General features: G+C 33.6%; 22 protein-coding genes and 2 pseudogenes. 21 read left to right on the top strand and 3 right to left on the bottom strand.

What is annotated here, in order from left to right:
- Positions 1-6: 6 nt before the first annotated feature.
- Positions 7-870: a PPK2 family polyphosphate kinase gene (locus MG290_RS00645; RefSeq protein ID WP_264562013.1), complete on the top strand. Its 864-nt coding sequence runs from the start codon at positions 7-9 to the stop codon at positions 868-870.
- Positions 871-1,001: 131 nt separating this feature from the next.
- Here MG290_RS00645 and MG290_RS00650 read toward each other — a convergent pair whose 3' ends face one another.
- Both MG290_RS00650 and MG290_RS00655 read right to left on the bottom strand, forming a co-directional pair.
- Positions 1,002-1,970 (bottom strand): electron transfer flavoprotein subunit alpha/FixB family protein, encoded by a 969-nt coding sequence (locus tag MG290_RS00650; RefSeq protein ID WP_264562014.1) that lies wholly within the window; start codon positions 1,968-1,970, stop codon positions 1,002-1,004.
- Positions 1,971-2,000: 30 nt separating this feature from the next.
- Positions 2,001-2,747, bottom strand: a complete 747-nt coding sequence (locus MG290_RS00655; protein ID WP_264562015.1) for an electron transfer flavoprotein subunit beta/FixA family protein — start codon at positions 2,745-2,747, stop codon at positions 2,001-2,003.
- 159 nt (positions 2,748-2,906) lie between these two features.
- Here MG290_RS00655 and MG290_RS00660 point away from each other — a divergent pair, with 159 nt between their 5' ends.
- The 10 genes from MG290_RS00660 (at position 2,907) to MG290_RS00705 (ending at position 12,201) form a co-directional block, all read left to right on the top strand.
- A complete protein-coding gene (locus MG290_RS00660) occupies positions 2,907-3,515 on the top strand; it encodes a hypothetical protein (RefSeq protein WP_264562016.1) in 609 nt (202 codons plus the stop codon).
- Positions 3,516-3,518: 3 nt separating this feature from the next.
- Positions 3,519-4,346 (top strand): hypothetical protein, encoded by an 828-nt coding sequence (locus tag MG290_RS00665; RefSeq protein ID WP_264562017.1) that lies wholly within the window; start codon positions 3,519-3,521, stop codon positions 4,344-4,346.
- Between the two features lie 135 nt (positions 4,347-4,481).
- Positions 4,482-5,150 carry a bifunctional nuclease family protein gene (locus tag MG290_RS00670; protein WP_257499233.1) on the top strand — a complete coding sequence of 223 codons (669 nt, stop codon included), beginning with the start codon at positions 4,482-4,484 and terminating at the stop codon, positions 5,148-5,150.
- A gap of 2 nt (positions 5,151-5,152) precedes the next feature.
- Positions 5,153-5,977, top strand: a complete 825-nt coding sequence (locus MG290_RS00675) for a thymidylate synthase (protein ID WP_264562018.1) — start codon at positions 5,153-5,155, stop codon at positions 5,975-5,977.
- Between the two features lie 34 nt (positions 5,978-6,011).
- A complete protein-coding gene (locus MG290_RS00680; RefSeq protein ID WP_264562019.1) occupies positions 6,012-6,506 on the top strand; it encodes a dihydrofolate reductase in 495 nt (164 codons plus the stop codon).
- 52 nt (positions 6,507-6,558) lie between these two features.
- Positions 6,559-7,272, top strand: a complete 714-nt coding sequence (locus MG290_RS00685) for a hypothetical protein (RefSeq protein WP_264562020.1) — start codon at positions 6,559-6,561, stop codon at positions 7,270-7,272.
- 6 nt (positions 7,273-7,278) lie between these two features.
- Positions 7,279-7,893: a deoxynucleoside kinase gene (locus MG290_RS00690; RefSeq protein ID WP_257499227.1), complete on the top strand. Its 615-nt coding sequence runs from the start codon at positions 7,279-7,281 to the stop codon at positions 7,891-7,893.
- 1 nt (position 7,894) lies between these two features.
- Positions 7,895-8,995 carry an acyloxyacyl hydrolase gene (locus MG290_RS00695; protein ID WP_264562021.1) on the top strand — a complete coding sequence of 367 codons (1,101 nt, stop codon included), beginning with the start codon at positions 7,895-7,897 and terminating at the stop codon, positions 8,993-8,995.
- Positions 8,996-9,100: 105 nt separating this feature from the next.
- Entirely contained in the window at positions 9,101-9,832 is a 732-nt protein-coding gene (locus tag MG290_RS00700) for a DUF2807 domain-containing protein (RefSeq protein ID WP_264562022.1), read from the top strand.
- 101 nt (positions 9,833-9,933) lie between these two features.
- Positions 9,934-12,201, top strand: a complete 2,268-nt coding sequence (locus tag MG290_RS00705) for an inorganic phosphate transporter (protein ID WP_264562023.1) — start codon at positions 9,934-9,936, stop codon at positions 12,199-12,201.
- A 295-nt stretch (positions 12,202-12,496) separates the two neighbouring features.
- On the opposite strand, the gene gldA is transcribed toward MG290_RS00705, so the two are convergent.
- Positions 12,497-13,393, bottom strand: coding sequence for a gliding motility-associated ABC transporter ATP-binding subunit GldA (gene gldA / locus MG290_RS00710; RefSeq protein ID WP_264562024.1), 897 nt, complete (start codon positions 13,391-13,393; stop codon positions 12,497-12,499).
- Between the two features lie 91 nt (positions 13,394-13,484).
- Between gldA and MG290_RS00715 the strand changes: the two genes are divergently transcribed.
- The 10 genes and pseudogenes from MG290_RS00715 (at position 13,485) to MG290_RS00755 (ending at position 21,139) form a co-directional block, all read left to right on the top strand.
- Entirely contained in the window at positions 13,485-14,471 is a 987-nt protein-coding gene (locus MG290_RS00715) for a T9SS type A sorting domain-containing protein (protein ID WP_264562025.1), read from the top strand.
- 166 nt (positions 14,472-14,637) lie between these two features.
- Positions 14,638-14,787: pseudogene (locus tag MG290_RS14830) on the top strand (IS982 family transposase); the annotation flags it as partial.
- Positions 14,788-14,839: 52 nt separating this feature from the next.
- On the top strand, positions 14,840-15,721 hold the full coding sequence (locus MG290_RS00720; protein WP_264562026.1) for an IS982 family transposase: 882 nt from the start codon (positions 14,840-14,842) through the stop codon (positions 15,719-15,721).
- A 17-nt stretch (positions 15,722-15,738) separates the two neighbouring features.
- Positions 15,739-16,503: pseudogene (locus MG290_RS00725) on the top strand (IS982 family transposase); the annotation flags it as partial.
- Between the two features lie 75 nt (positions 16,504-16,578).
- On the top strand, positions 16,579-17,661 hold the full coding sequence (locus MG290_RS00730; protein ID WP_264562027.1) for a chorismate mutase: 1,083 nt from the start codon (positions 16,579-16,581) through the stop codon (positions 17,659-17,661).
- A gap of 55 nt (positions 17,662-17,716) precedes the next feature.
- Positions 17,717-18,238, top strand: a complete 522-nt coding sequence (locus tag MG290_RS00735; RefSeq protein ID WP_264562028.1) for a hypothetical protein — start codon at positions 17,717-17,719, stop codon at positions 18,236-18,238.
- A gap of 213 nt (positions 18,239-18,451) precedes the next feature.
- Positions 18,452-19,417 (top strand): ribosome small subunit-dependent GTPase A, encoded by a 966-nt coding sequence (rsgA, locus tag MG290_RS00740; protein WP_264562029.1) that lies wholly within the window; start codon positions 18,452-18,454, stop codon positions 19,415-19,417.
- The gene (dtd, locus tag MG290_RS00745) at positions 19,418-19,870 is read left to right on the top strand and encodes a D-aminoacyl-tRNA deacylase (protein ID WP_264562030.1); all 453 of its coding nucleotides are present in this window, start codon (positions 19,418-19,420) and stop codon (positions 19,868-19,870) included. It abuts the gene before it with no gap.
- Positions 19,871-20,074: 204 nt separating this feature from the next.
- On the top strand, positions 20,075-20,401 hold the full coding sequence (locus MG290_RS00750) for a nucleotide pyrophosphohydrolase (RefSeq protein ID WP_264562031.1): 327 nt from the start codon (positions 20,075-20,077) through the stop codon (positions 20,399-20,401).
- Between the two features lie 141 nt (positions 20,402-20,542).
- Complete coding sequence (locus MG290_RS00755; RefSeq protein WP_264562032.1) at positions 20,543-21,139, top strand: porin family protein; 597 nt, start codon at positions 20,543-20,545, stop codon at positions 21,137-21,139.
- The last annotated feature ends 69 nt before the right edge of the window (positions 21,140-21,208 follow it).

Genomic DNA, 21,208 nt, shown 5'->3' on the forward strand with positions numbered 1-21,208 from the left:
ATCAATATGAAGCGAAATTATTTTAAAGTTCCAGAAAATTTAAAGTTAGACGATATTTCAACCAATTATGTGACAGGCTTAGACCCACTTGCGGTAAAAAAAGAGCTAAAAAAGTATCGAAAAAAGATTGCCGAAATACAAGATATGATGTATGCACACGATCAATATGCGGTATTGATTTGTTTTCAAGGTATGGACACAGCCGGAAAAGACAGCATGATTCGAGAAGTTTTTAAAGGATTTAATGCGCGTGGGGTAGTGGTAGAAAGTTTTAAAACACCATCTTACAGAGAATTGCAGCATGATTTTATGTGGCGGCATTATATAAAATTACCAGAAAAAGGAAAATTTACCGTTTTTAACCGCACGCAATACGAGAATGTTTTGGTAACAAGGGTGCATCCTGAATATTTATTGAACGAACGCAATCCAAAGATTAAATTAGATGAATTATCTGATGATTTTTGGAACAATCGCATGAAACAAATGGTTCAATTTGAAAAATTTTGGGCCGATAATGGAACCATTATTTTGAAGTTTTTCTTGCATTTGAGTAAAGAGGAACAAAAAAATCGATTGTTAAAACGAATAGAAAAACCCCATCATCAATGGAAATTTTCACCAGGCGATTTAAAAGAGCGCGAACAATGGCAAAAATATCAATTCTGTTATGAAGAAGTTTTGAAAAATACCAGTCATAAAAAAGCACCGTGGTATATCATTCCAAGCGACAACAAAGATGTGAGTAGGTTACTAGTTGCTAAAATTATTTATCAAACCTTAAAAAATTATAAAGACATTTCGTACCCCAAACCAGAACCTGAAATATTAGAACACATTAATAAATATAAAAAGCAATTGATGGAGTAATATTGATGGAGTAATAAGGTTTTTACAAACTTTGCAAAAGCTTACGTTGGTATAAAAATTAGTATGTGTTTTTCAACACAAAAAAACAGCCGTAATTTCTTACGGCTGTTGTATCATATAAAAGCGCACTATTAGTTATTGTTTGCTTTAAATTCTTTTAATTTTTTAGTCAATTCTGGTACGATTTGAAACGCATCGCCAACAATTCCGTAGTCAGCTACTTTAAAGAAAGGTGCTTCTGGGTCTGAATTGATTACTACTTTTACTTTTGAAGCGTTGATACCTGCAATGTGCTGAATGGCACCAGAAATACCAACTGCAATGTATAAGTTTGATGCTACCGGTTTACCAGTTTGCCCCACGTGTTCAGAGTGTGGTCTCCAATCTAAATCTGAAACAGGTTTTGAACAAGCGGTTGCTGCCCCTAAAACACCTGCTAACTCTTCAATCATTCCCCAGTTTTCAGGTCCTTTTAAACCACGACCACCAGAAACCACGATTTCTGCATCGGCAATAGAAACTTTTCCAGATGCTTTTTCTTGGTTTTGAATGTGGATATTGAAGTCTGCATCGTTCAATGTTACAGCAAAATCTTCTGTAGCTGCTGCACCCGAAGCTTCTGCTAAACCAAATGAGTTTTTAGCCAATGCCAATACTTTTACGTCGGATGTTAATTCTGTAACGTTGAATCCTTTGCTAGAAAAAGCATTACGCTTAACTTGGAATGGACTTGTTGAAACAGGTAACGCTACAACATTTGATGCATAACCAGCGTCTAAACCAACCGCAACGATTGGAGCTAAATATAAAGAATCGGTTGTAGATGATAAAACCACTACTTTTGACCCTTCTTTTTGTGCTGCCTGTTTTACCACATCGGCATACGCTTTTGCGTTGAATTTGTCTAATTTACTATCTGTTACTTTTAGAACTTTATCAACACCGTATTTTCCTAATTCAGAAACATCACCCGCATTAACTGTAACTGCCGTAAGTGTTGTTCCTAATGATTCTGCTACTTTTTTTGCATAAGAAGCTAATTCTAAAGCTACTTTTTTAAATTTTCCTTCTGCAAACTCTGTATATATTAAAACTGACATACTTTTTAAATTTTAATTGGATTTTTAGAATTAGATTACTTTTGCTTCGTTGTGTAATAAGTTAATTAACTCATCTAAATTATCAGGGCTAATTAATTTTACTGCCGATTTAGGAGCTGGTTTTTCAAACTTCACCGCTTTTGTTTTTGCATCTGCAGCAACTGGTTCCATAACGTTTAAAGCTTTGGTACGAGCCGTCATAATTCCGCGCATGTTTGGAATTCGTAAATCTTTTTCTTCCACAATACCTTTTTGTCCGCCAATTACCAATGGTAAGTTTGTGGTTAAGGTTTCTTTTCCACCATCAATTTCGCGAATCAACGTGGCATTAGATCCTTCAACTTCTACACCAACGCATGAGTTCACAAAATTGTATCCTAACATAGATGCCAACATTCCCGGAACCATTCCGCCGTTGTAATCTAACGATTCTTTACCACAAATAACCACGTCATAACTACCTGCTTTTACAACCTCTGCCAATTGTTTTGCAACTGCAAAGCCATCGGTTGGAACCGCATTTACACGAATTGCTTCATCTGCACCAATAGCCAATGCTTTGCGAATAGTGGCCTCTGTTTCAGCGCCACCCACATTTACAACCGTTACATGCGCACCTTGTTTTTCCTTAAACCAAATGGCACGTGTTAAACCAAATTCATCGTTTGGATTAATTACAAATTGAACACCGTTTGTATCAAATTCTGTATCACCGTTTGTGAAGTTAATCTTTGCAGTAGTATCAGGCACATGGCTGATGCAAACTAATATTTTCATTTATTTTTTGTTTTATGAGATTTATTCTTAATGAGCTACGAAGATAAAAAAAATTAAAATAAAAATACTATGCGTGCATATATTTTTTTGCATTTGTAATTTTGGTTGCTATTCCTTTTTAAAAAAGTATCTTTACGTTTATCAATCCAATTCAAAAAAATGAGTTTTCTAAAAGCAATTGTATTTCTATTGATGCCTTTTTGGACTGCTAAAATTATAGCTCAAGAAAATGACACATCATTTATTGCTGAAAAATGGCTTCCTGAAAATTACACCATTGCACATCAACCCATAAAAACCAAATTGTGGAATATAGAAAATGTGGTGATTGTTTTTTACGAAACGCCTGTTTATCGTCAATATAAAAACATAACTTATACACATAATAAAGTAAGGGGCTTTTTATTAGTTCCTTACAAAAATACCTACAAAATGGTTTTGATTGATGCGTATGAAGACGACAATGTAGCTACCGAAATATTGAGTGTGTTTTTTGCAAATATAGACAACGATAAAGAAAAAGAACTAATTGTTTTAACAGCTAATGACCACCGATTACAATATTTATACGAAGGCAGGGATTACGGTATTTACTTTTACGACAATTTTGAAAACAATACCATTCCAAATCAACTTAAAGCCATTTATAGAAAAGATTTAGAGCGTTTTCAAGGCGATTTTGAAGGTTTTAAAGCTGAACAAGAATGGAAAGCGCAATTCAAAAATGCCGATGCTATTAAAAAAGAACTTAAAAAAATGGGATTTTAAACTATGAAAAAAATATTTTATCTAACAATTTTTATTGCTGTATGTGCATGTAGTGATAAGAAAACAAACACGGCAAAAGTGGAAGAAAATGCACCAAAAGAACAAACGGAAAAAGTGATTGATACGGTTGATTTATCTATCGAAGAAAACAAATTAGTGCAAATTCATAACAATATTCAGGTGGCAATGGGTAATCTAAGGAACGATAGTTTAGTTGCGGCAAGCAGCAAGCAGTTTACCGATTCTTTAAACGATTTAATCAAGAACAATAAAAATACATTGTATTATCCTTTTAAAAAATTGCAGAAAGAGAATGCTTTAAAAATGGCAACATCTACCGATAATAATCTTAAAGTTTACAGTTGGGATAACAATTTGGGGGGAACTATGCGGTTTTACAATCAAATCTATCAATTTAGTGCAAACGGAACAATCATTGCAAAAGAACATTTAGCTTCAAACGATCCGCAAGCATTCTTTTCAAAGATTTTCACGGTTCAAAACAGCGCTAAAGAACCAATTTATTTAATTATTTCAAACAGTGTGCTTTCCAGTAAATATTCCGTGCAACATGTAAATGCGTATAAAATAAATTCAGAAAATCTAGAGCCTGCTGCTGTCTTTAAAACTAAGACCGATACATTAGAACACATTCATGTAGAATTTGATTTTTTTAGTGTAGTGGATAGACCTGAACGTCCGGTTGAATTAATTACGTTGGAAAATAACATGCTAAAAATTGCTTTAGTCGATGAACAACAAAATGTAACCAACAAAAATTTAATTTACGAATGGAACGGTGATTTGTTTGTTTACAAGGGCATACGGTAGCTATATTGTTCATTTAAAAAAATCAGTTTGGTAAGGCAGATGATTGTTGATACATAAAAAAAAGCAAAATCAAACCCCATTAAAATTTAAAATGTATCTTTGCGAAACAGCATTTTTTTGGCTATTTTTATCAACATGAGTTTAGTACAATTAACAATAAAAGGAATTTCGTACAGTCACACCCAAAATGGAGCTTATGCTTTGATTTTGAATGAAGTAAATGGCGCGCGTAAACTTCCCATCGTAATCGGTGCGTTTGAAGCGCAGGCGATAGCAATTGCCATTGAAGAAGATTTAAAACCACCACGCCCTTTAACACACGATTTGTTCAAAACCTTTTGCGACCGATTTGATATCGTTGTAAAGCAGGTAATTATTCACAAATTGGTAGATGGTGTTTTCTTTTCAAGCATTATTTGCGAACGCGATGGTATCGAAGAAATCATCGATGCACGCACCTCTGACGCTATTTCGCTTGCATTACGTTTTGATGCGCCTATTTTTACCTATCAAAATATATTAGACAAAGCAGGAATTTATCTGCGTGAACAAGAAGAAGCAGATCATAATGAAGAGGAAGATTTTGATGATGAAGACGATGATTTCGATAACGATGATTCGAACGACGAATCGTTAAACGATGCGATTGATGAATTTCTAAATTTGGTGCCCAACGAAAAAGCAAGTGAATTTGCCTCTTTGTCGGTGCAAGAATTAAACGATTTGTTAGAAATGGCTGTTTTGAACGAAGATTACGAAAAAGCCGCTCGCTTGCGCGATGAATTATCAAAAAGAAACCTGTAATTATGCAACAATATTTAGATTTAATAAAACACGTTTTAGAGAACGGCGTTCAAAAAGGCGATAGAACAGGCACCGGAACAAAAAGTGTTTTTGGATACCAAATGCGTTTCAATTTAGAAGAAGGCTTTCCATTGGTTACCACCAAAAAAGTACATTTAAAATCAATCATTCATGAATTGCTTTGGTTTTTAAATGGCGACACCAATATTGGCTATTTAAAAGAAAATGGCGTGCGTATTTGGGATGAATGGGCAAATGAAAATGGCGATTTAGGACCTATTTATGGCTATCAATGGCGCAATTGGAACGGTGAAGAAATAGATCAAATTAAAGAATTAATTCACACCTTAAAAACCAATCCAAACAGCCGCAGAATGTTGATTTCGGCATGGAATCCGTCGGTTTTGCCTGATACATCTGTATCTTTTGAAGAAAATGTTGCCAACGGAAAAGCAGCTTTGCCTCCGTGTCATGCTTTTTTTCAGTTTTATGTTGCCGATGGTAAATTGTCATGCCAATTGTATCAGCGTTCGGCGGATATTTTCTTAGGCGTTCCGTTTAATATTGCATCTTATGCGTTGTTTACCATGATGGTGGCTCAAGTTTGTGGGTTGGGTTATGGCGATTTTATTCACACCTTTGGCGATGCGCACATCTACAATAATCATTTTGAACAAGTTGAATTACAATTGTCAAGAGCACCACGTCCGTTGCCAAAAATGATCTTAAATCCAGATATAAAAGATGTTTTCGACTTTAAATTTGAAGATTTCACTTTGGTTGATTACGACCCGCATCCGGCAATTAAAGGGCAAGTTTCTGTATAAACTTGTGCAAAATCGTTCCATAAAAAATAAAAAAATGAAAATAAGTTTAATTGCTGCCATTGCCCAAAACCATGCAATTGGGAAAAACAACCAACTGCTTTGGCATTTACCGGCCGATTTTAAGCATTTTAAGGAAACCACAAGCGGTCATTTTATTTTAATGGGAAGAAAAACCTTTGAATCGTTTCCTAAGCCTTTGCCTAACCGCACGCATTTAATCGTTACCAGACAGAAAAATTACACTGTTCCGGATCATTGTTATGCCTTTGCTTCTGTTAAAGATGCTTTGGTATTTGCACAACAGCAAAATCAAAAAATGGTGTATGTAATTGGTGGGGGCGAAATTTATAAGGAAACAATCAGTATTGCTAACGAATTGATAATTACACATGTAAATGCTGAGTTTAAAGATGCTGATGCGTTTTTTCCCGAAATAACATCTAATTGGAAAATTATCTCTGAAAAAAAACATAAAGCCGATGAAAAAAATGAGTTTGATTTTACGATAATGGTTTATGCAAATGATTAATAAGCTTTGTTTCATAGCTATTTTTTTCTCAGCCTATGCGCTTCATGCACAAATGGCTACGTTTAAGGTTGCCTTGCCCAAGCCACCTAATTTAACGTATTATGCGTTGAACCATTTGGGAGATACATCATCCATTGTATCCGATGAAATTGCCAAAGAAACACCCTTACAAACATTTACATTTAAAGATCCTTTTTTAGGACAAATAGCACAATATGATGAGCGAAATCCGTTGCAGCAATTGGTTTTTTATAAAAACACCCAGCAAGTGATTTTGTTAGACAATCAATTAAGCGTTAAAGACAAAATTGTTTTAAACGAGCGTTTTCCTGAAATCGATGCCGTTTATGCTGCCTTAACCGCTCAAACATCAATTTGGATTTTTGACGGAATCTCCAAGCGCTGGTGCATGATATCAAACCAACAAGAGCAGCCGCAGTTTGTGAGTAACCCTATTACCAATTATTCATTTCTAACTACTTCGGGCAATTTTGCTTATTGGCAAATAGAAGATGTGGTTTACGGAATTGATATTTATGGAAAATTGATTAAAGAACAAAAATTACCTAAAAAAGCGCAATTGTTAGCAATTAATGGCGATTTATTGGTCTATGTATTAAACAATAAATTATTTTTGTTCCACACAAAGAAGAACGAAACCGAACATTTATCAAATATAGAAACAGCCGCTGAATGGGCGATTTTCAATACCAAAAGTTTAAGCGTTTTTACTGCTGATACATTGTATTTATACCAAATAAATTAAGAAAATATGCAAGTTGCAATTGCCGGAAATATTGGTGCCGGAAAAACAACTTTAACCAAGTTGTTGGCCAAACATTACAAATGGGAACCGCATTATGAAGATGTGGTTGATAATCCTTACTTAGACGATTTTTATCATTCAATGGATCGTTGGTCGTTCAATTTGCAGATTTATTTCTTAAACAGTCGATTTCGTCAGGTTTTGGCAATGAAATCAAGTGGGAAAAACACCATTCAAGACAGAACCATCTACGAGGATGCGCATATTTTTGCTCCGAATTTGCATGCCATGGGCTTAATGTCGAACCGCGATTTTGATAATTACAAACAATTATTTGAATTGATGGAAGGCTTGGTTGGCGCACCTGATTTATTGATTTACTTGCGCAGTTCCATTCCTAATTTGGTGGGACAAATTCACAAACGTGGCCGCGAATACGAAAATTCCATATCGATTGATTATTTGAACAAACTGAACGAGCGCTACGAAGATTGGATTAAGAGTTATACCAAAGGTAAATTATTGATTATTGATGTAGATCCTATTAATTTTGTAGATAATCCGGAAGATTTGGGAGCAATCATTAATAGAATTGATGCCGAAATTAATGGTTTGTTTTAAGATGAAAATACTGCTGAGGTTGCAATTTACCATTTGTGTGTTGGTTTTCTTTTCGACTATTTTTTCAGCAAATGGTCAAGAAAATTGGAGCGTATCGTTACAAACCTACAAAGGTGCTATTTTGCCACACAGCAACAATATTCAACATTTAATCACCAATAAGCCAACTGGTTACTTGTTTTCACTGAACCATAGGGTAAATGGCTCTAAAGAGTGGCATCACACCTATCGTTTTCCAGAAGTGGGTTTTTCGTTTCACACTCAAAACAATCACAACGAAACTTTGGGTGATTTGTATGGCTTCTACGGGCATTATAATTTCTACTTTTTTCAACGAAGATTACAGTTTCGCGTAGGGCAGGGTGTGGCTTATGCGACCAATCCTTACAACAAAGAAACCAATTTTCGCAATGTGGCTTATGGTTCCAAATTCATGCCATCGACCTATTTTATGTTGAGTTATGACCAACCTCGCATTTGGAACAATATAGGTATCAATGCTGGTTTTTTGTTTGTGCATCATTCAAACGCCACCATTAAATCACCCAACACAAGCACTAACACTTTGGGGTTGAATGTGGGCTTAACCTATCACTTTTCGGCTGAAGACGAAATCACCAAGACCAACAACTTTGTAAATCATCCGCAAAATTTTAGATACAATTTACTTTTTAGAACGGGCGTAAACGAAAGCCATATAATTGGCATGGGACAAAAGCCTTTTTATCATATTGCAGCCATTTTTGAAAAACCGTTAAATAATTACGGAGCGGCACAATTAGGTGTAGATGTTTTTTTGTCGCAGTCAATGAAAGAATTGATTCCGTTTTTGGCAACATCTTTTCCGGAAGAAGGAATGGATAAAAACACCGATTGGAAACGTGTGGGGCTTTTTGTGGGCTATGAATGGTATTTGAACAAACTAACCGCCGAAGGAAACATTGGTTATTACGTGCACGATGAATACAAGAAGAATACTGCATTTTATCAGCGTTTGGGATTGCGCTATTATGTCACTCCAAATGTTTTTGGCATTATGTCTTTAAAAACCCATTTTGCGAAAGCCGAAGCTTTTGAAGTTGGAGTGGGGTATAAGTTGTAATTTAAGGTTTAAGGTTTAAAGTTTAAGGTTTAAGGTTTAAGGTTTAAGGTTTCTTAAATCTGTGGCTAAATGAAAATCTGTGCATCTGTGAAAAAAAATAGAATTATGAAAAAAAGTATCGTTTTATTATTGTTGATATTGACTGCTTGTACCGGTGAGGATGCGTGTTTATCAAAAAAAGGAAATGCTGTTTCTCAGCAACATCAGCTATCAGGATTTCATACTGTTGATATTCCCATGAATGTTTCGGCAGAAATAATTCCGAGTACAACTTTTAAAATGGAAATTCAATCGTTTGAAAATAGGATCGAAGCACTTTCTTTTTCCGTAAATGATTCTGTTCTCACTATAAAAAACGAAGTTTCGTGCCAAATGCTTAAAAGTTATGAAACCGCAGTTTTAAAAATTTACACGCCCATTTTGAAGAGAATCAATTCGCGTACGCAGTTCCATGTGGTTTCAAAAGATACCTTGCGCTATCCAAATTTGTATTTGCTAACAAGTATTCCAAACGAAGAAAGTGCATCTACCAACTTTGATTTAAAAGTAAATAACAATTCGGTAACGGTAGAAGATAATCAGGTGGGTAATTTTATTTTAAAAGGTAAAACCAATGTTTTGGACGTGAAATTATACGGTGCAAACGGCTCAGTTGATGCTAAATTGTTGCATGCCAAAACCGTTCAAACCTATCACCGCAGTAACCAAAATATTCATGTTGTTGCAAAAAATAAATTAGAAGGAACCATTGCATCTGTTGGAAATATTTATGTGTACAACAAGCCCGATACCGTAAAAATAGAACGTTTATACGCAGGAAATGTATATTACAAATAAAAGTGAAAATTTACGATTATTTATTTAATTGATAATGTTTACTTAACATACAGTATTAAAAATAATAAGAAGTTTGCATCAAAATTAGCAATCCAAAATAAATGGAACAGATTTATATTATTATGTTGGTTGCTCTTGCAGTTTTAGCAATTATAGATATTGCGGTAGGAGTAAGTAATGACGCTGTTAACTTTTTAAATTCTGCTTTAGGATCTAAAGCGGTATCTTTTAAAACAGCCATGATTGTAGCATCGATAGGAATATTGTTTGGTGCAATTTTTTCAAGTGGAATGATGGAAATCGCCAGAAGCGGTATTTACAATCCTTCCATGTTTTCCTTTCATGAGGTGATGATTATATTTCTCGCCGTCATGGTTTCAGACATCTTGCTGTTAGATGTATTCAATTCATTAGGTTTACCCACTTCAACAACGGTGTCTATTGTATTTGAATTGCTGGGTGCGGCTGTATGTTTAGGGGTAATTAAGATTTTGGCGATAGATGATTCGCTAAGCACCTTAGGTTCCTATATAAATACAGATAAAGCATCTGAAATTGTCATAAGTATTTTGCTGTCGGTTCTACTTTCTTTTTTGTTGGGAAGTATTGTGCAGTATTTCTCACGACTTATTTTTACCTTTCAATCGGCAGATCGTATCCGAAAATTTGGAGCGCTGTTTGGTGGATTCGCCATTTCGTTTATTTCCTTCTTTATCCTTATAAAAGGTTTAAAAGGTGTTTCGTTTATCGATAAAGAAACGCTTAGTTTTATTAAAGGAAATCAACTATTGATTTTAGGAATTTGTTTTGTATTCTGGACGATAATTTCTCAATTTTTAATGACGGTTTTCAAAGTAAATATCCTTAAAGTTATTATTCTTATTGGAACATTTGCTTTAGCCTTAGCTTTTGCAGGTAACGATTTAGTCAACTTTATTGGTGTACCAATTGCTGCAATTCAATCGTACGAATTTTTCTCTGCATCGGCAGGTGCTGATCCTAATTCGTACATGATGAGCGAGTTGGCAAACAACAAAATCGTGGCACCGTTTTACTATTTGTTATTTGCAGGATTAGTGATGGTTTTCACCTTGTGGACTTCTAAAAAAGCACGAAAGGTAATAGAAACCGAAATGAGTCTTTCTAGACAAGGCGAAGGACAAGAAAAGTTTGCCCCAAATGGCATTGCACGCGTTATTGTTCGTGGAACAGTACTATTTGGAAACGTGGTTAACTATGTGCTTCCTAAATCGTTTCAATTAAAATTAGACCAGCGTTTTATTAAAGAAGAAGTGAAAAAATCTAAAAAAGAACGCATGGAAGAACCAGCTTTCGATATGATTCGCGCTTCGGTTAACTTAATGGTTGCTAGTATTTTAATTGCTTTAGGAACCTCTTTAAAATTACCTTTATCAACCACATACGTTACCTTCATGGTAGCAATGGGTACATCGTTCGCAGACAGAGCGTGGGATAGAGAAAGTGCTGTTTACAGGGTTTCAGGTGTTTTTAATGTAATTGGCGGATGGTTTGCAACTGCAATCGTGGCTTTTATCACTTCGGTTATCATTGCAACACTTTTATATTATGGAGAAACGTTTGCTTTTGTTGGTGTTTTAGTAGTATTAGGAATTAGCTTGTACAGAAGCCATAGAGCGCACAAAACAAAACAGAAAGAAAAATTAGAAGAAGATAAACTTCTAAGTAAAGAAGATATTGTTACCATTCAAGAAGTGATAACAGAAAGTTCTCATCAAATATCAAGAGTAATTAACCATACAAACACTATCTATTCAGAAGTTATTGAAGGTTTAGTGCACCAAGATTTGGTAGCATTAAAGCGCAATAAGAAAAAGGTTAAAAAGATCGAAAAAGAGATTGAAAAACTTAAAGACAATGTTTATTATTTTATCAAGCATTTAGACGATACATCTGTTGAAGCAAGTAAATTCTATGTTCATACGTTGGGATACTTACAAGATATTATTCAATCTTTAGGATATATTTCTCAAAGCTGTATGACACATGTGGATAACAACCACAAAAAATTGAAGTTTAATCAGATCAAAGATATTAAGTTCATCGAACAAGAATTAAACAAAGTGCTTATAGAAGTACATACGTTATTTCAAACAAAAGATTTTACTAAAATAGAAATTACGTTAGCACACAAAAATACTTTAAGTGTTAATATCGAAGAGTCTATTCAAAAACAAATTGAGCGTATTCGAACCACCGAAACAAGTCCAAAGAATAGTCAATTGTATTTTTCATTTTTATTAGAAACAAACGATTTGGTTTCGGCTACAATGAAATTATTAGAATTGTTTCAGGAATTCAATCGCTATGATCAAATAACGAAAAACTAAAATCTAAGCAATAAACGCTAGTAATAAAAATCCCCATTTGGGGATTTTTTATTTTATATACTGCAGGTGTTTTAATGTCGGAAATGACAAATAATAGCATCTATTTATACTTGCAAAATAAAAATGAAGTGTTTCAGTATTGAAAATCTGGTGTTTAAATAAAAGCAGAACGCAAGGTGATTCATCAAGAACCGGATTCCTACCAATAAAAAAAATGAGAGCGAAACGTTAAACGCAAAGCCAAGCTTTTGGAAACGCTTGTTTGGTTCATAAAAAAATCCCGAAAGGGATTTTTTTACATCGTTTTTTCTCTAAAAATAGTTTCCAGATTTTTATTTTTAAGCTGCATAGACAAAATTTTCACATCTAGCTCTTTAGCAAAATCAAATAATTGTGCACGCATGTCTGCATCCGCATTAAAAACTAGTTCCCACTGCATATCGTGAATATTTTGATAAGATTTTAAATGAGGCAAACGTTTTATAAATTCCTCTTCAATCTTTAAATCGAATTCAATTTCAATTACTTGATCATTATCTGTGGTAAAAATCTGTTGCAGTTTGTTATCGGCCACAAGCACCCCTTTTTTAATAATAAGCACACGGTCGCAAATCGCTTCCACCTCCTGCATAATATGGGTCGATAAAAAAACCGTTTTGTTTTTGCCAATGTTTTTAATCAGCTCACGAATTTCTGTCAATTGGTTTGGATCCAATCCAGTCGTGGGTTCATCTAAAATCAACACTTCAGGGTCGTGTAGCAAAGCCGTAGCCAAGCCCACGCGTTGGCGGTAACCTTTTGATAATTGTCCGATTTTTTTGTGTGCTTCTGGCGTTAAACCCGTAAGCTGTATCACTTCCTTAATACGTTTTTTATCCACTTTGTAAACATCTGCATTAAAAGCTAAATATTCACGCACATATAAATCTAAATAAAGCGGATTGTGTTCAGGTAAATAACCAATCGATTTTTGAACCTCTTTTTGTTGCGTACGCACATTAAATCCGTTTACAACAGCCGTTCCGTTATCGGCATCGATATAGGTGGTTAAAATTTTCATTAAAGTAGATTTTCCGGCACCGTTTGGACCCAAAAAACCTACAATTTCGCCTTTATTTACTGTGAAAGAAAGCGCATCCAACGCTTTTTGCGTTCCGTAGTTTTTAGAGATATTTTGTACTTCTATCGACATAGAATTTTTTGTTTTACACAAAAATACGTATTTTTTTGTTATACAATTTATTTTGTTTTATCTTGTATAGGTTAAATTAATAAAGAATCTTATGAAAAATCTTTACTTTATTTTATTTTTAATAACTTTTCAATCAACTAATGCACAATTGTTGTGGAGTGATGATTTTGATGGTTATACGGTTGGAACTTTAAATACAAATCTTACCGGGCAAACACCTGGGCAAGGTGGTTGGTATGTTGAAACACTAAATTTGGATTCAAACGCATTTGTCACGCCTGAAACAGGAAAAGGAAATGTTTTGGTTTTGAAAAGAACAGATCAGAATAGTGGTTATTCTCAAATAATTTTACAACAAGTACCTGGTATATTATATAATTTATGGAAAAACCGTATTGTGGGTAATAATATTTTAAAATATGAATATGAAATTTATGGTTCTGGATCATTTAATGAGGGACCAAAAGGAGGTATTCTCCATCAAAATGAAGTTTTAATAGATTTAAAATATAGTTCGCTTCATAATCATTTGATAGGAAGATATTTTAAATCTCCAAAAAATTCAGAAGTTAACTTGAAAAAATATAATACTTCTACTTTTCCATCTGACGCTTGGATTAAAGTAGAGATGTTTATAGATTATAACACAAATAATGTCTTTTTTTATTTGCAAACACTCAATCTTCAAGGATATGGAAATTTTTCTCACAATTTGGAACCTGAAAGTATATCTTTTTCTATATATGCACTAAATTCATTATCCATTATTAAAATAGATAACATGAAAATATCTGCCATTCCAACATTACCTTCTTATTTAAATGTTGATGAATTTTTAACGTCTAAATTTAATATTTTTCCAAATCCTGCATCAGATATCGTTACCATAACCAACAACGAAAACATAGGTGTTGAAGAGATAGAACTTTATGATGTAAGTGGAAAGAATGTTAAGTTACAAAAATTTAATAACGAAAACGAAATACAATTGAATATTTCAGATTTAGCCTCGGGTACGTATATGTTATATGTTAAAACCAACGAAGGTAAGGCTGTAAAAAAAGTAGTTAAAAAATAATGAATTATTTATAAATAATTTTTAATGATTCAACCCCATTAAAGTATTAAACTTTGTTGGGGTTTTTTAATTAAATTAATAAGGAATACCCGTAGTGCATTATATAAAAAGTTGCTCAAGATACAAAAAAGTAGTATATTGTATTGACTGACAATCAAATACAATCATGAGCAACTTAGAAGCAAGTTACAAATTAATTTTGAAGGAATTGCGGAAAATTTCGGAAAAAGAGAATTTATATTTTAAACCAATAAAGCCTAAACTATCTGATATTGAATTAATTAGTTTAACCCGTAGTGCATTATATAAAAAGTTGCTCAAGATACAAAAAAGTAGTATATTGTATTGACTGACAATCAAATACAATCATGAGCAACTTAGAAGCAAGTTACAAATTAATTTTGAAGGAATTGCGGAAAATTTCGGAAAAAGAGAATTTATATTTTAAACCAATAAAGCCTAAACTATCTGATATTGAATTAATTAGTTTAATAATCTTGTCAGAATTTAAATCGATTGATTCTGAACATCAGCTATTTAGAGAAATTAAGGGTTTTGAAATTGAATCTAAAATTGAGCGAAGTGTTTACAACAGAAGAAAAAGAAAATTATTTCCATTTATCGAAGAAATCAGAATGAAAATGGTAAAAAAATTTAATGAGTTTGAAAACTATTTTGTGGTCGATAGTATGCCCTTGGAAGTGTGTAAAATAACACGTTCTTCCAGAAGTAAAATATGTAAGGAGGTCGATTATGCCATTCCCAACAAGGGATTTTGTGCTTCACAAAATTTACATTTTTATGGCTATAAATTACACGCTGTTTGCTCAATTTCTGGTGTTTTTCAAAGTTTTGATTTATCTCCTGCCTCTGTCCACGATATTCATTATTTGCAGGATATAAGAAAGCAAATGTCTGATTGTGTTTTACTTGGAGATAAAGGTTATCTTTCACAAACCATTCAACTTGATTTATTTAACCAGGTCAATATCCAATTAGAAACTCCGAAAAGAAAAAATCAAAAAGGTTATAAACCTCAATTTTATCATTTCAAAAAATATAGAAAAAGAATTGAAACTCTGTTCTCACAATTGTGTGACCAATTTATGATTAGAAGAAATTACGCAAAGACCTTTGAAGGATTTAAAACAAGAATTCTGGCTAAAATTACAACACTGACAACTATTCAATATTTGAATAAATTTGTGTTTAATAGAAATATTAACAACCTAAAAATTAATCTCGTTTAATAATGCACCAGGGGTTTAGTTTAATAATCTTGTCAGAATTTAAATCGATTGATTCTGAACATCAGCTATTTAGAGAAATTAAGGGTTTTGAAATTGAATCTAAAATTGAGCGAAGTGTTTACAACAGAAGAAAAAGAAAATTATTTCCATTTATCGAAGAAATCAGAATGAAAATGGTAAAAAAATTTAATGAGTTTGAAAACTATTTTGTGGTCGATAGTATGCCCTTGGAAGTGTGTAAAATAACACGTTCTTCCAGAAGTAAAATATGTAAGGAGGTCGATTATGCCATTCCCAACAAGGGATTTTGTGCTTCACAAAATTTACATTTTTATGGCTATAAATTACACGCTGTTTGCTCAATTTCTGGTGTTTTTCAAAGTTTTGATTTATCTCCTGCCTCTGTCCACGATATTCATTATTTGCAGGATATAAGAAAGCAAATGTCTGATTGTGTTTTACTTGGAGATAAAGGTTATCTTTCACAAACCATTCAACTTGATTTATTTAACCAGGTCAATATCCAATTAGAAACTCCGAAAAGAAAAAATCAAAAAGGTTATAAACCTCAATTTTATCATTTCAAAAAATATAGAAAAAGAATTGAAACTCTGTTCTCACAATTGTGTGACCAATTTATGATTAGAAGAAGTTACGCAAAGACCTTTGAAGGATTTTAAAAAAGAATTCTGGCTAAAATTACAACACTGACAACTATTCAATATTTGAATAAATTTGTGTTTAATAGAAATATTAACAACCTAAAAATTAATCTCGTTTAATAATGCACCAGGGGTTAAGGAATATAACAACTTAAATAATTAATAATATTACCGAAATATCTGTAAATTTGTAATATGACAAAAGTGAACGAAAAAGCTTTGTGGTTTAAAGAATTATCGGGCAATAACCCTTTATTAATCGCAGGTCCGTGCAGTGCAGAAACACCTGATCAAGTGCTTCAAATTGCGCATGAAATAAAAAATACCGCAACTGTTTTCCGTGCTGGTATCTGGAAACCACGAACACGTCCAGGCGGTTTTGAGGGTGTTGGTGCTATTGGTTTAAAATGGTTGCAACAAGTAAAGGCAGAGACTGGAATGCTTTTGGCTACCGAAGTTGCCACTGCAGAGCATGTGGAATTGGCATTAGCCCACGGTATCGATGTGCTGTGGATTGGTGCAAGAACCACTGTGAATCCTTTTGCGGTGCAAGAAATTGCCGATGCGTTGCAGGGAACCGATAAAATCGTTTTTATAAAAAATCCAGTAAATCCTGATTTAAGCCTTTGGATTGGTGGTTTTGAGCGTTTACAGAATGCCGGAATTCAAAAATTAGGGTTTATCCACCGCGGATTTTCAAGCTATGAAAAAGTAAAATACCGCAATACACCCGAATGGCAAATTCCTATTGATTTACAGATTCGCTTTCCGGAAATTCCATTGATTAATGATCCATCGCACATCACGGGAAATCGCGATTTGATTGAACAAGTAGCTCAAAAAGCTTTGGATCTAAATTTCGACGGATTGATGATTGAAACGCATTGCACACCCGATTTAGCATGGAGTGATGCCGCACAACAAGTAACTCCGGCGCAATTAATTGCCATTGTTTCAAATTTAGTGCAGCGCGATTTAGTGAACGAAGAAGATTCGTATGTACACGAAATGCAACTTTTTAGAACCCGAATTGATGAAATTGATACTCAAATTTTACGTTTATTAAAAGATCGCATGCAAATTGCCGATGAAATAGGAATGCTTAAAAAAGCCAAAAACGTAGCCGTTTTGCAACCAGAACGCTGGCAAGAAGTATTAATAAAAATGAGTCGCGAAGGCAAGGAAAATAAATTGGGCGAAGCATTCATCACCTCATTATTCAAGGCAATACACGATGAAAGCATCACCAGACAAGACCATATAATCAACAGAAAATAGCAGTTTTAAAAATCAAAAAAAAGTTGTAATATAGCCAACTAAAATTTTTAAAAAAATGAAAAAAATCTTGATGCTTGTTGTTTTATTGGTAACAACAATTGTTAATGCGCAAACAGATGCGGTTAAAAAACATAATGGAGAAACACTTCAAGGGAAAGTGCTTAGAAATGAAGAGTACACAATTACCTTTGTTTACGATGGTGAAGAAGCAGAAAACGTGATTAGTAAATATGCAATTGAAAAGATTGTATATGGAAAAAGCGGAAGAGTAGAAGAGATGACAGAAAAAATTGTAGTATCTTCCGAAGACGATTGGGAAAAAGTAGTGATATTAGAAGACAAAGCTTACATTGCAGGATTGAAGAAAGTAGATGAACTTAGAGGTAAAACAAGCTTAATTAATTATCACAGCGGAAACACAGGTGATAGAAAAGCCGAAAAAAAATTAAAAATGGCGGCTGCTAAAGAAGGTTGCCCCTTTGTATTAATGACTTCAGACAAATCTACTGTTGGTGCCAATTCAAATGCTTTAGGAGGTTCTCAAAACATTAAAAAAGGAATTGGTTACAAATACTAATATACGATTTCAATAATTATATAAAGACTGCATGGCAGTCTTTTTTTGTTGCCAAATTTCATTCGATTCCAACAAAATATATCTGAAAACAGTACAATTATCAATCTAAAATGGCTGCTTATTTGTATCAGGATTGATTTAAATAGAAACAGAATAAGTGTTGTTTATTTAGAAATAGTATATTTGTGAAAATTCTAAATTGTATCTTAAAAAATGACCGGAATTGTTTATAAATCTACAGGCAGTTGGTACACCGTAAAAGCGGATACCAATGTTTTTTATGAATGTAGAATTAAAGGAAAATTTAGAATGCAAGGTATTAAAAGTACCAACCCAATTGCTGTTGGCGACAAGGTAGATTTTGAGTTAGACAACACTGCCGATACCGTCACAGGCATCATCACCACAATTCACGAGCGCAAAAACTACTTAATTCGCAAATCGGTAAACTTGTCTAAGCAGGTTCATATCATTGCATCAAACATAGATTTGCTTTTTATTTTGGTTACGATTGATAATCCCGTTACCACCACCAGTTTTATCGACCGTTTGTTGGTAACAGCCGAAGCATATGATATTGAAGCGGTTTTGGTTTTTAATAAAGTAGATACTTTTTCAGAAGAAACTCTGAATGATCAATTGTATTTGCAATATATATATGAAAGTATTGGCTATAGATGCTTGCGGGTTTCGGCTGTAGAGGACAAAGGTTTAGAAAAGTTAAAAGCAGAAATGACTGATAAAGTTTCCATGTTTACTGGTCATTCGGGTGTAGGGAAATCTACATTGGTGAATGCTTTGGAACCGGGTTTGAATTTAAAAACAAAAGAAATTTCCGAACAGCACCAACAAGGACAGCACACCACCACTTTTGCCGAAATGTATGATTTAAGTTTTAATGCAAAAATTATTGATACACCCGGAATTCGCGGTTTTGGAATCGTAGATATGGAACCACAAGAAGTGGGCGATTATTTCCCGGAGTTTTTTAAATTAAAAGATCAATGCAAGTTCAACAATTGTTTGCATAGAGAAGAACCATATTGTGCGGTAAAAGACGCATTAGATAACGATGAAATTTCATGGTCGCGTTATAAAAGCTACATCCAAATTTTAGAGGGTGATGAAGACAATTACCGAACCGACGTGTATGGCAACGGAAAAAAAACCGACGAATAAATGAGAGCAGTAATTCAAAGAGTTTCGCAAGCTTCGGTAACCATAAACAATGAAAAAGTAGCCAATATTGGTTTAGGATTATTGATTTTAGTCGGAATTGAAGATGCCGATACGCAAGATGATATTGATTGGTTAACTGCAAAAATTGCCCAACTACGTATTTTTAACGATGAAAATGAAGTAATGAATAAATCGGTTAAAGATGTAAATGGAGATATCATTGTCGTAAGTCAGTTTACCTTGCATGCATCAACCAAAAAAGGCAACCGACCTTCTTATCTTAAAGCATCAAAACCACCTATCGCCATTCCGTTATACGAAGCTTTTATTAAATCGATTGAAAAATCAGTAGGAAAAAAGGTTCAAACCGGACAATTTGGTGCAGATATGAAAGTAAGCCTTATAAACGATGGACCTGTTACCATAATCATTGATACCAAGAATAAAGAATAATGCTAAAAAAACTCTTTTTATATACCTTAATATATATTGTAGTTTCATTTTTAATGAGTTATAATGAAATTCAATGCGCCTTAAACGGCGAAGAATTGTGCTGGTATAATTTAATAGGTAAATATTTAATTTTTTTATTACTACTTTATATATATGATCGATTAATAAAACCACGAATTTTTAAAAAACAGAATTAATTATAATATGAACATTAAAAACGCACAACTCGAAGTTGACAATTGGATAAAAGAACACGGTGTTCGTTATTTCAACGAACTAACAAATATGGCACAACTTACAGAAGAAGTAGGAGAGGTAGCCCGAATTATTGCCCGCAGATATGGCGAACAATCTGAAAAAGAAAGCGATAAAAACAAAGATTTAGGCGAAGAATTGGCTGATGTGGTTTTTGTAGTGTTGTGTTTGGCAAATCAAACGGGTGTAAACTTGCAGGAAGCTTTCGATAAAAAAATGGATTTAAAAACCAACCGCGACCACGACCGTCATCACAACAATCAAAAGCTAAAATAAAATTTTCTTTCTTTAAAAAAGGAGTAATTGTTGCTAAAAAACGTGTACTATAAATATGTTATTTTGCGCCCATATTGCAAAAAAATATCAATTTATTTAAAAAACAGAATACATTTGCACCAAATTTAAAAAAAGAAAAAAATGAAAAAAATCATGTTAATGTTGGCAATTGCTGTAACAGGTATGGCAAATGCACAAGAAGGAACTATTTTAGTGGGCGGTAATGTTGGAATTACTTCTGAAAAAGTGGGAGATAATAAATATTCAACATTTGAATTTTCACCAACAGTTGGTTACCAATTCAACGAAAACATGACGGTTGGTTTACAAGCGTCTATTGCAAATTCAAAAGACGAAACATCTACGATGGTTGGTACAACTACTTCAGTTTCAGAATACACAGAAAACATGTTCAAAATCGGTGCATTTTATCGTTACACACAACCGTTAAGCGATTTATTTGCTGTTTTTGCTGATGTTTCTGCTGGTTACCAAACAGCTAAAGCAGAAAACACCGTTACTGGAATGCCTGCAACATCATTAAAAGCAAATGGTTTTTACGCGGGGATTACTCCAGCTTTGTTTATCAACATGAAAAACAGCTTTGGTTTAAACTTCTCAATCGGCGGTCTTCAATACAACTCAATGACAACTGATACTACACCATCTGTAAAATCATCTGGTTTTGATTTCAACTTTGGAAAAACGGTAAACATTGGTATTTCTAAAAACTTTTAATACCTAATTGCAATTAATAAAACAGAAAATCGGGCTATTTGCCCGATTTTTTTTGTAAATAGTTTAGTA

Origin of the sequence: Flavobacterium sp. CBA20B-1 (assembly GCF_028473145.1) — a bacterium.
GTDB lineage: Bacteria > Bacteroidota > Bacteroidia > Flavobacteriales > Flavobacteriaceae > Flavobacterium.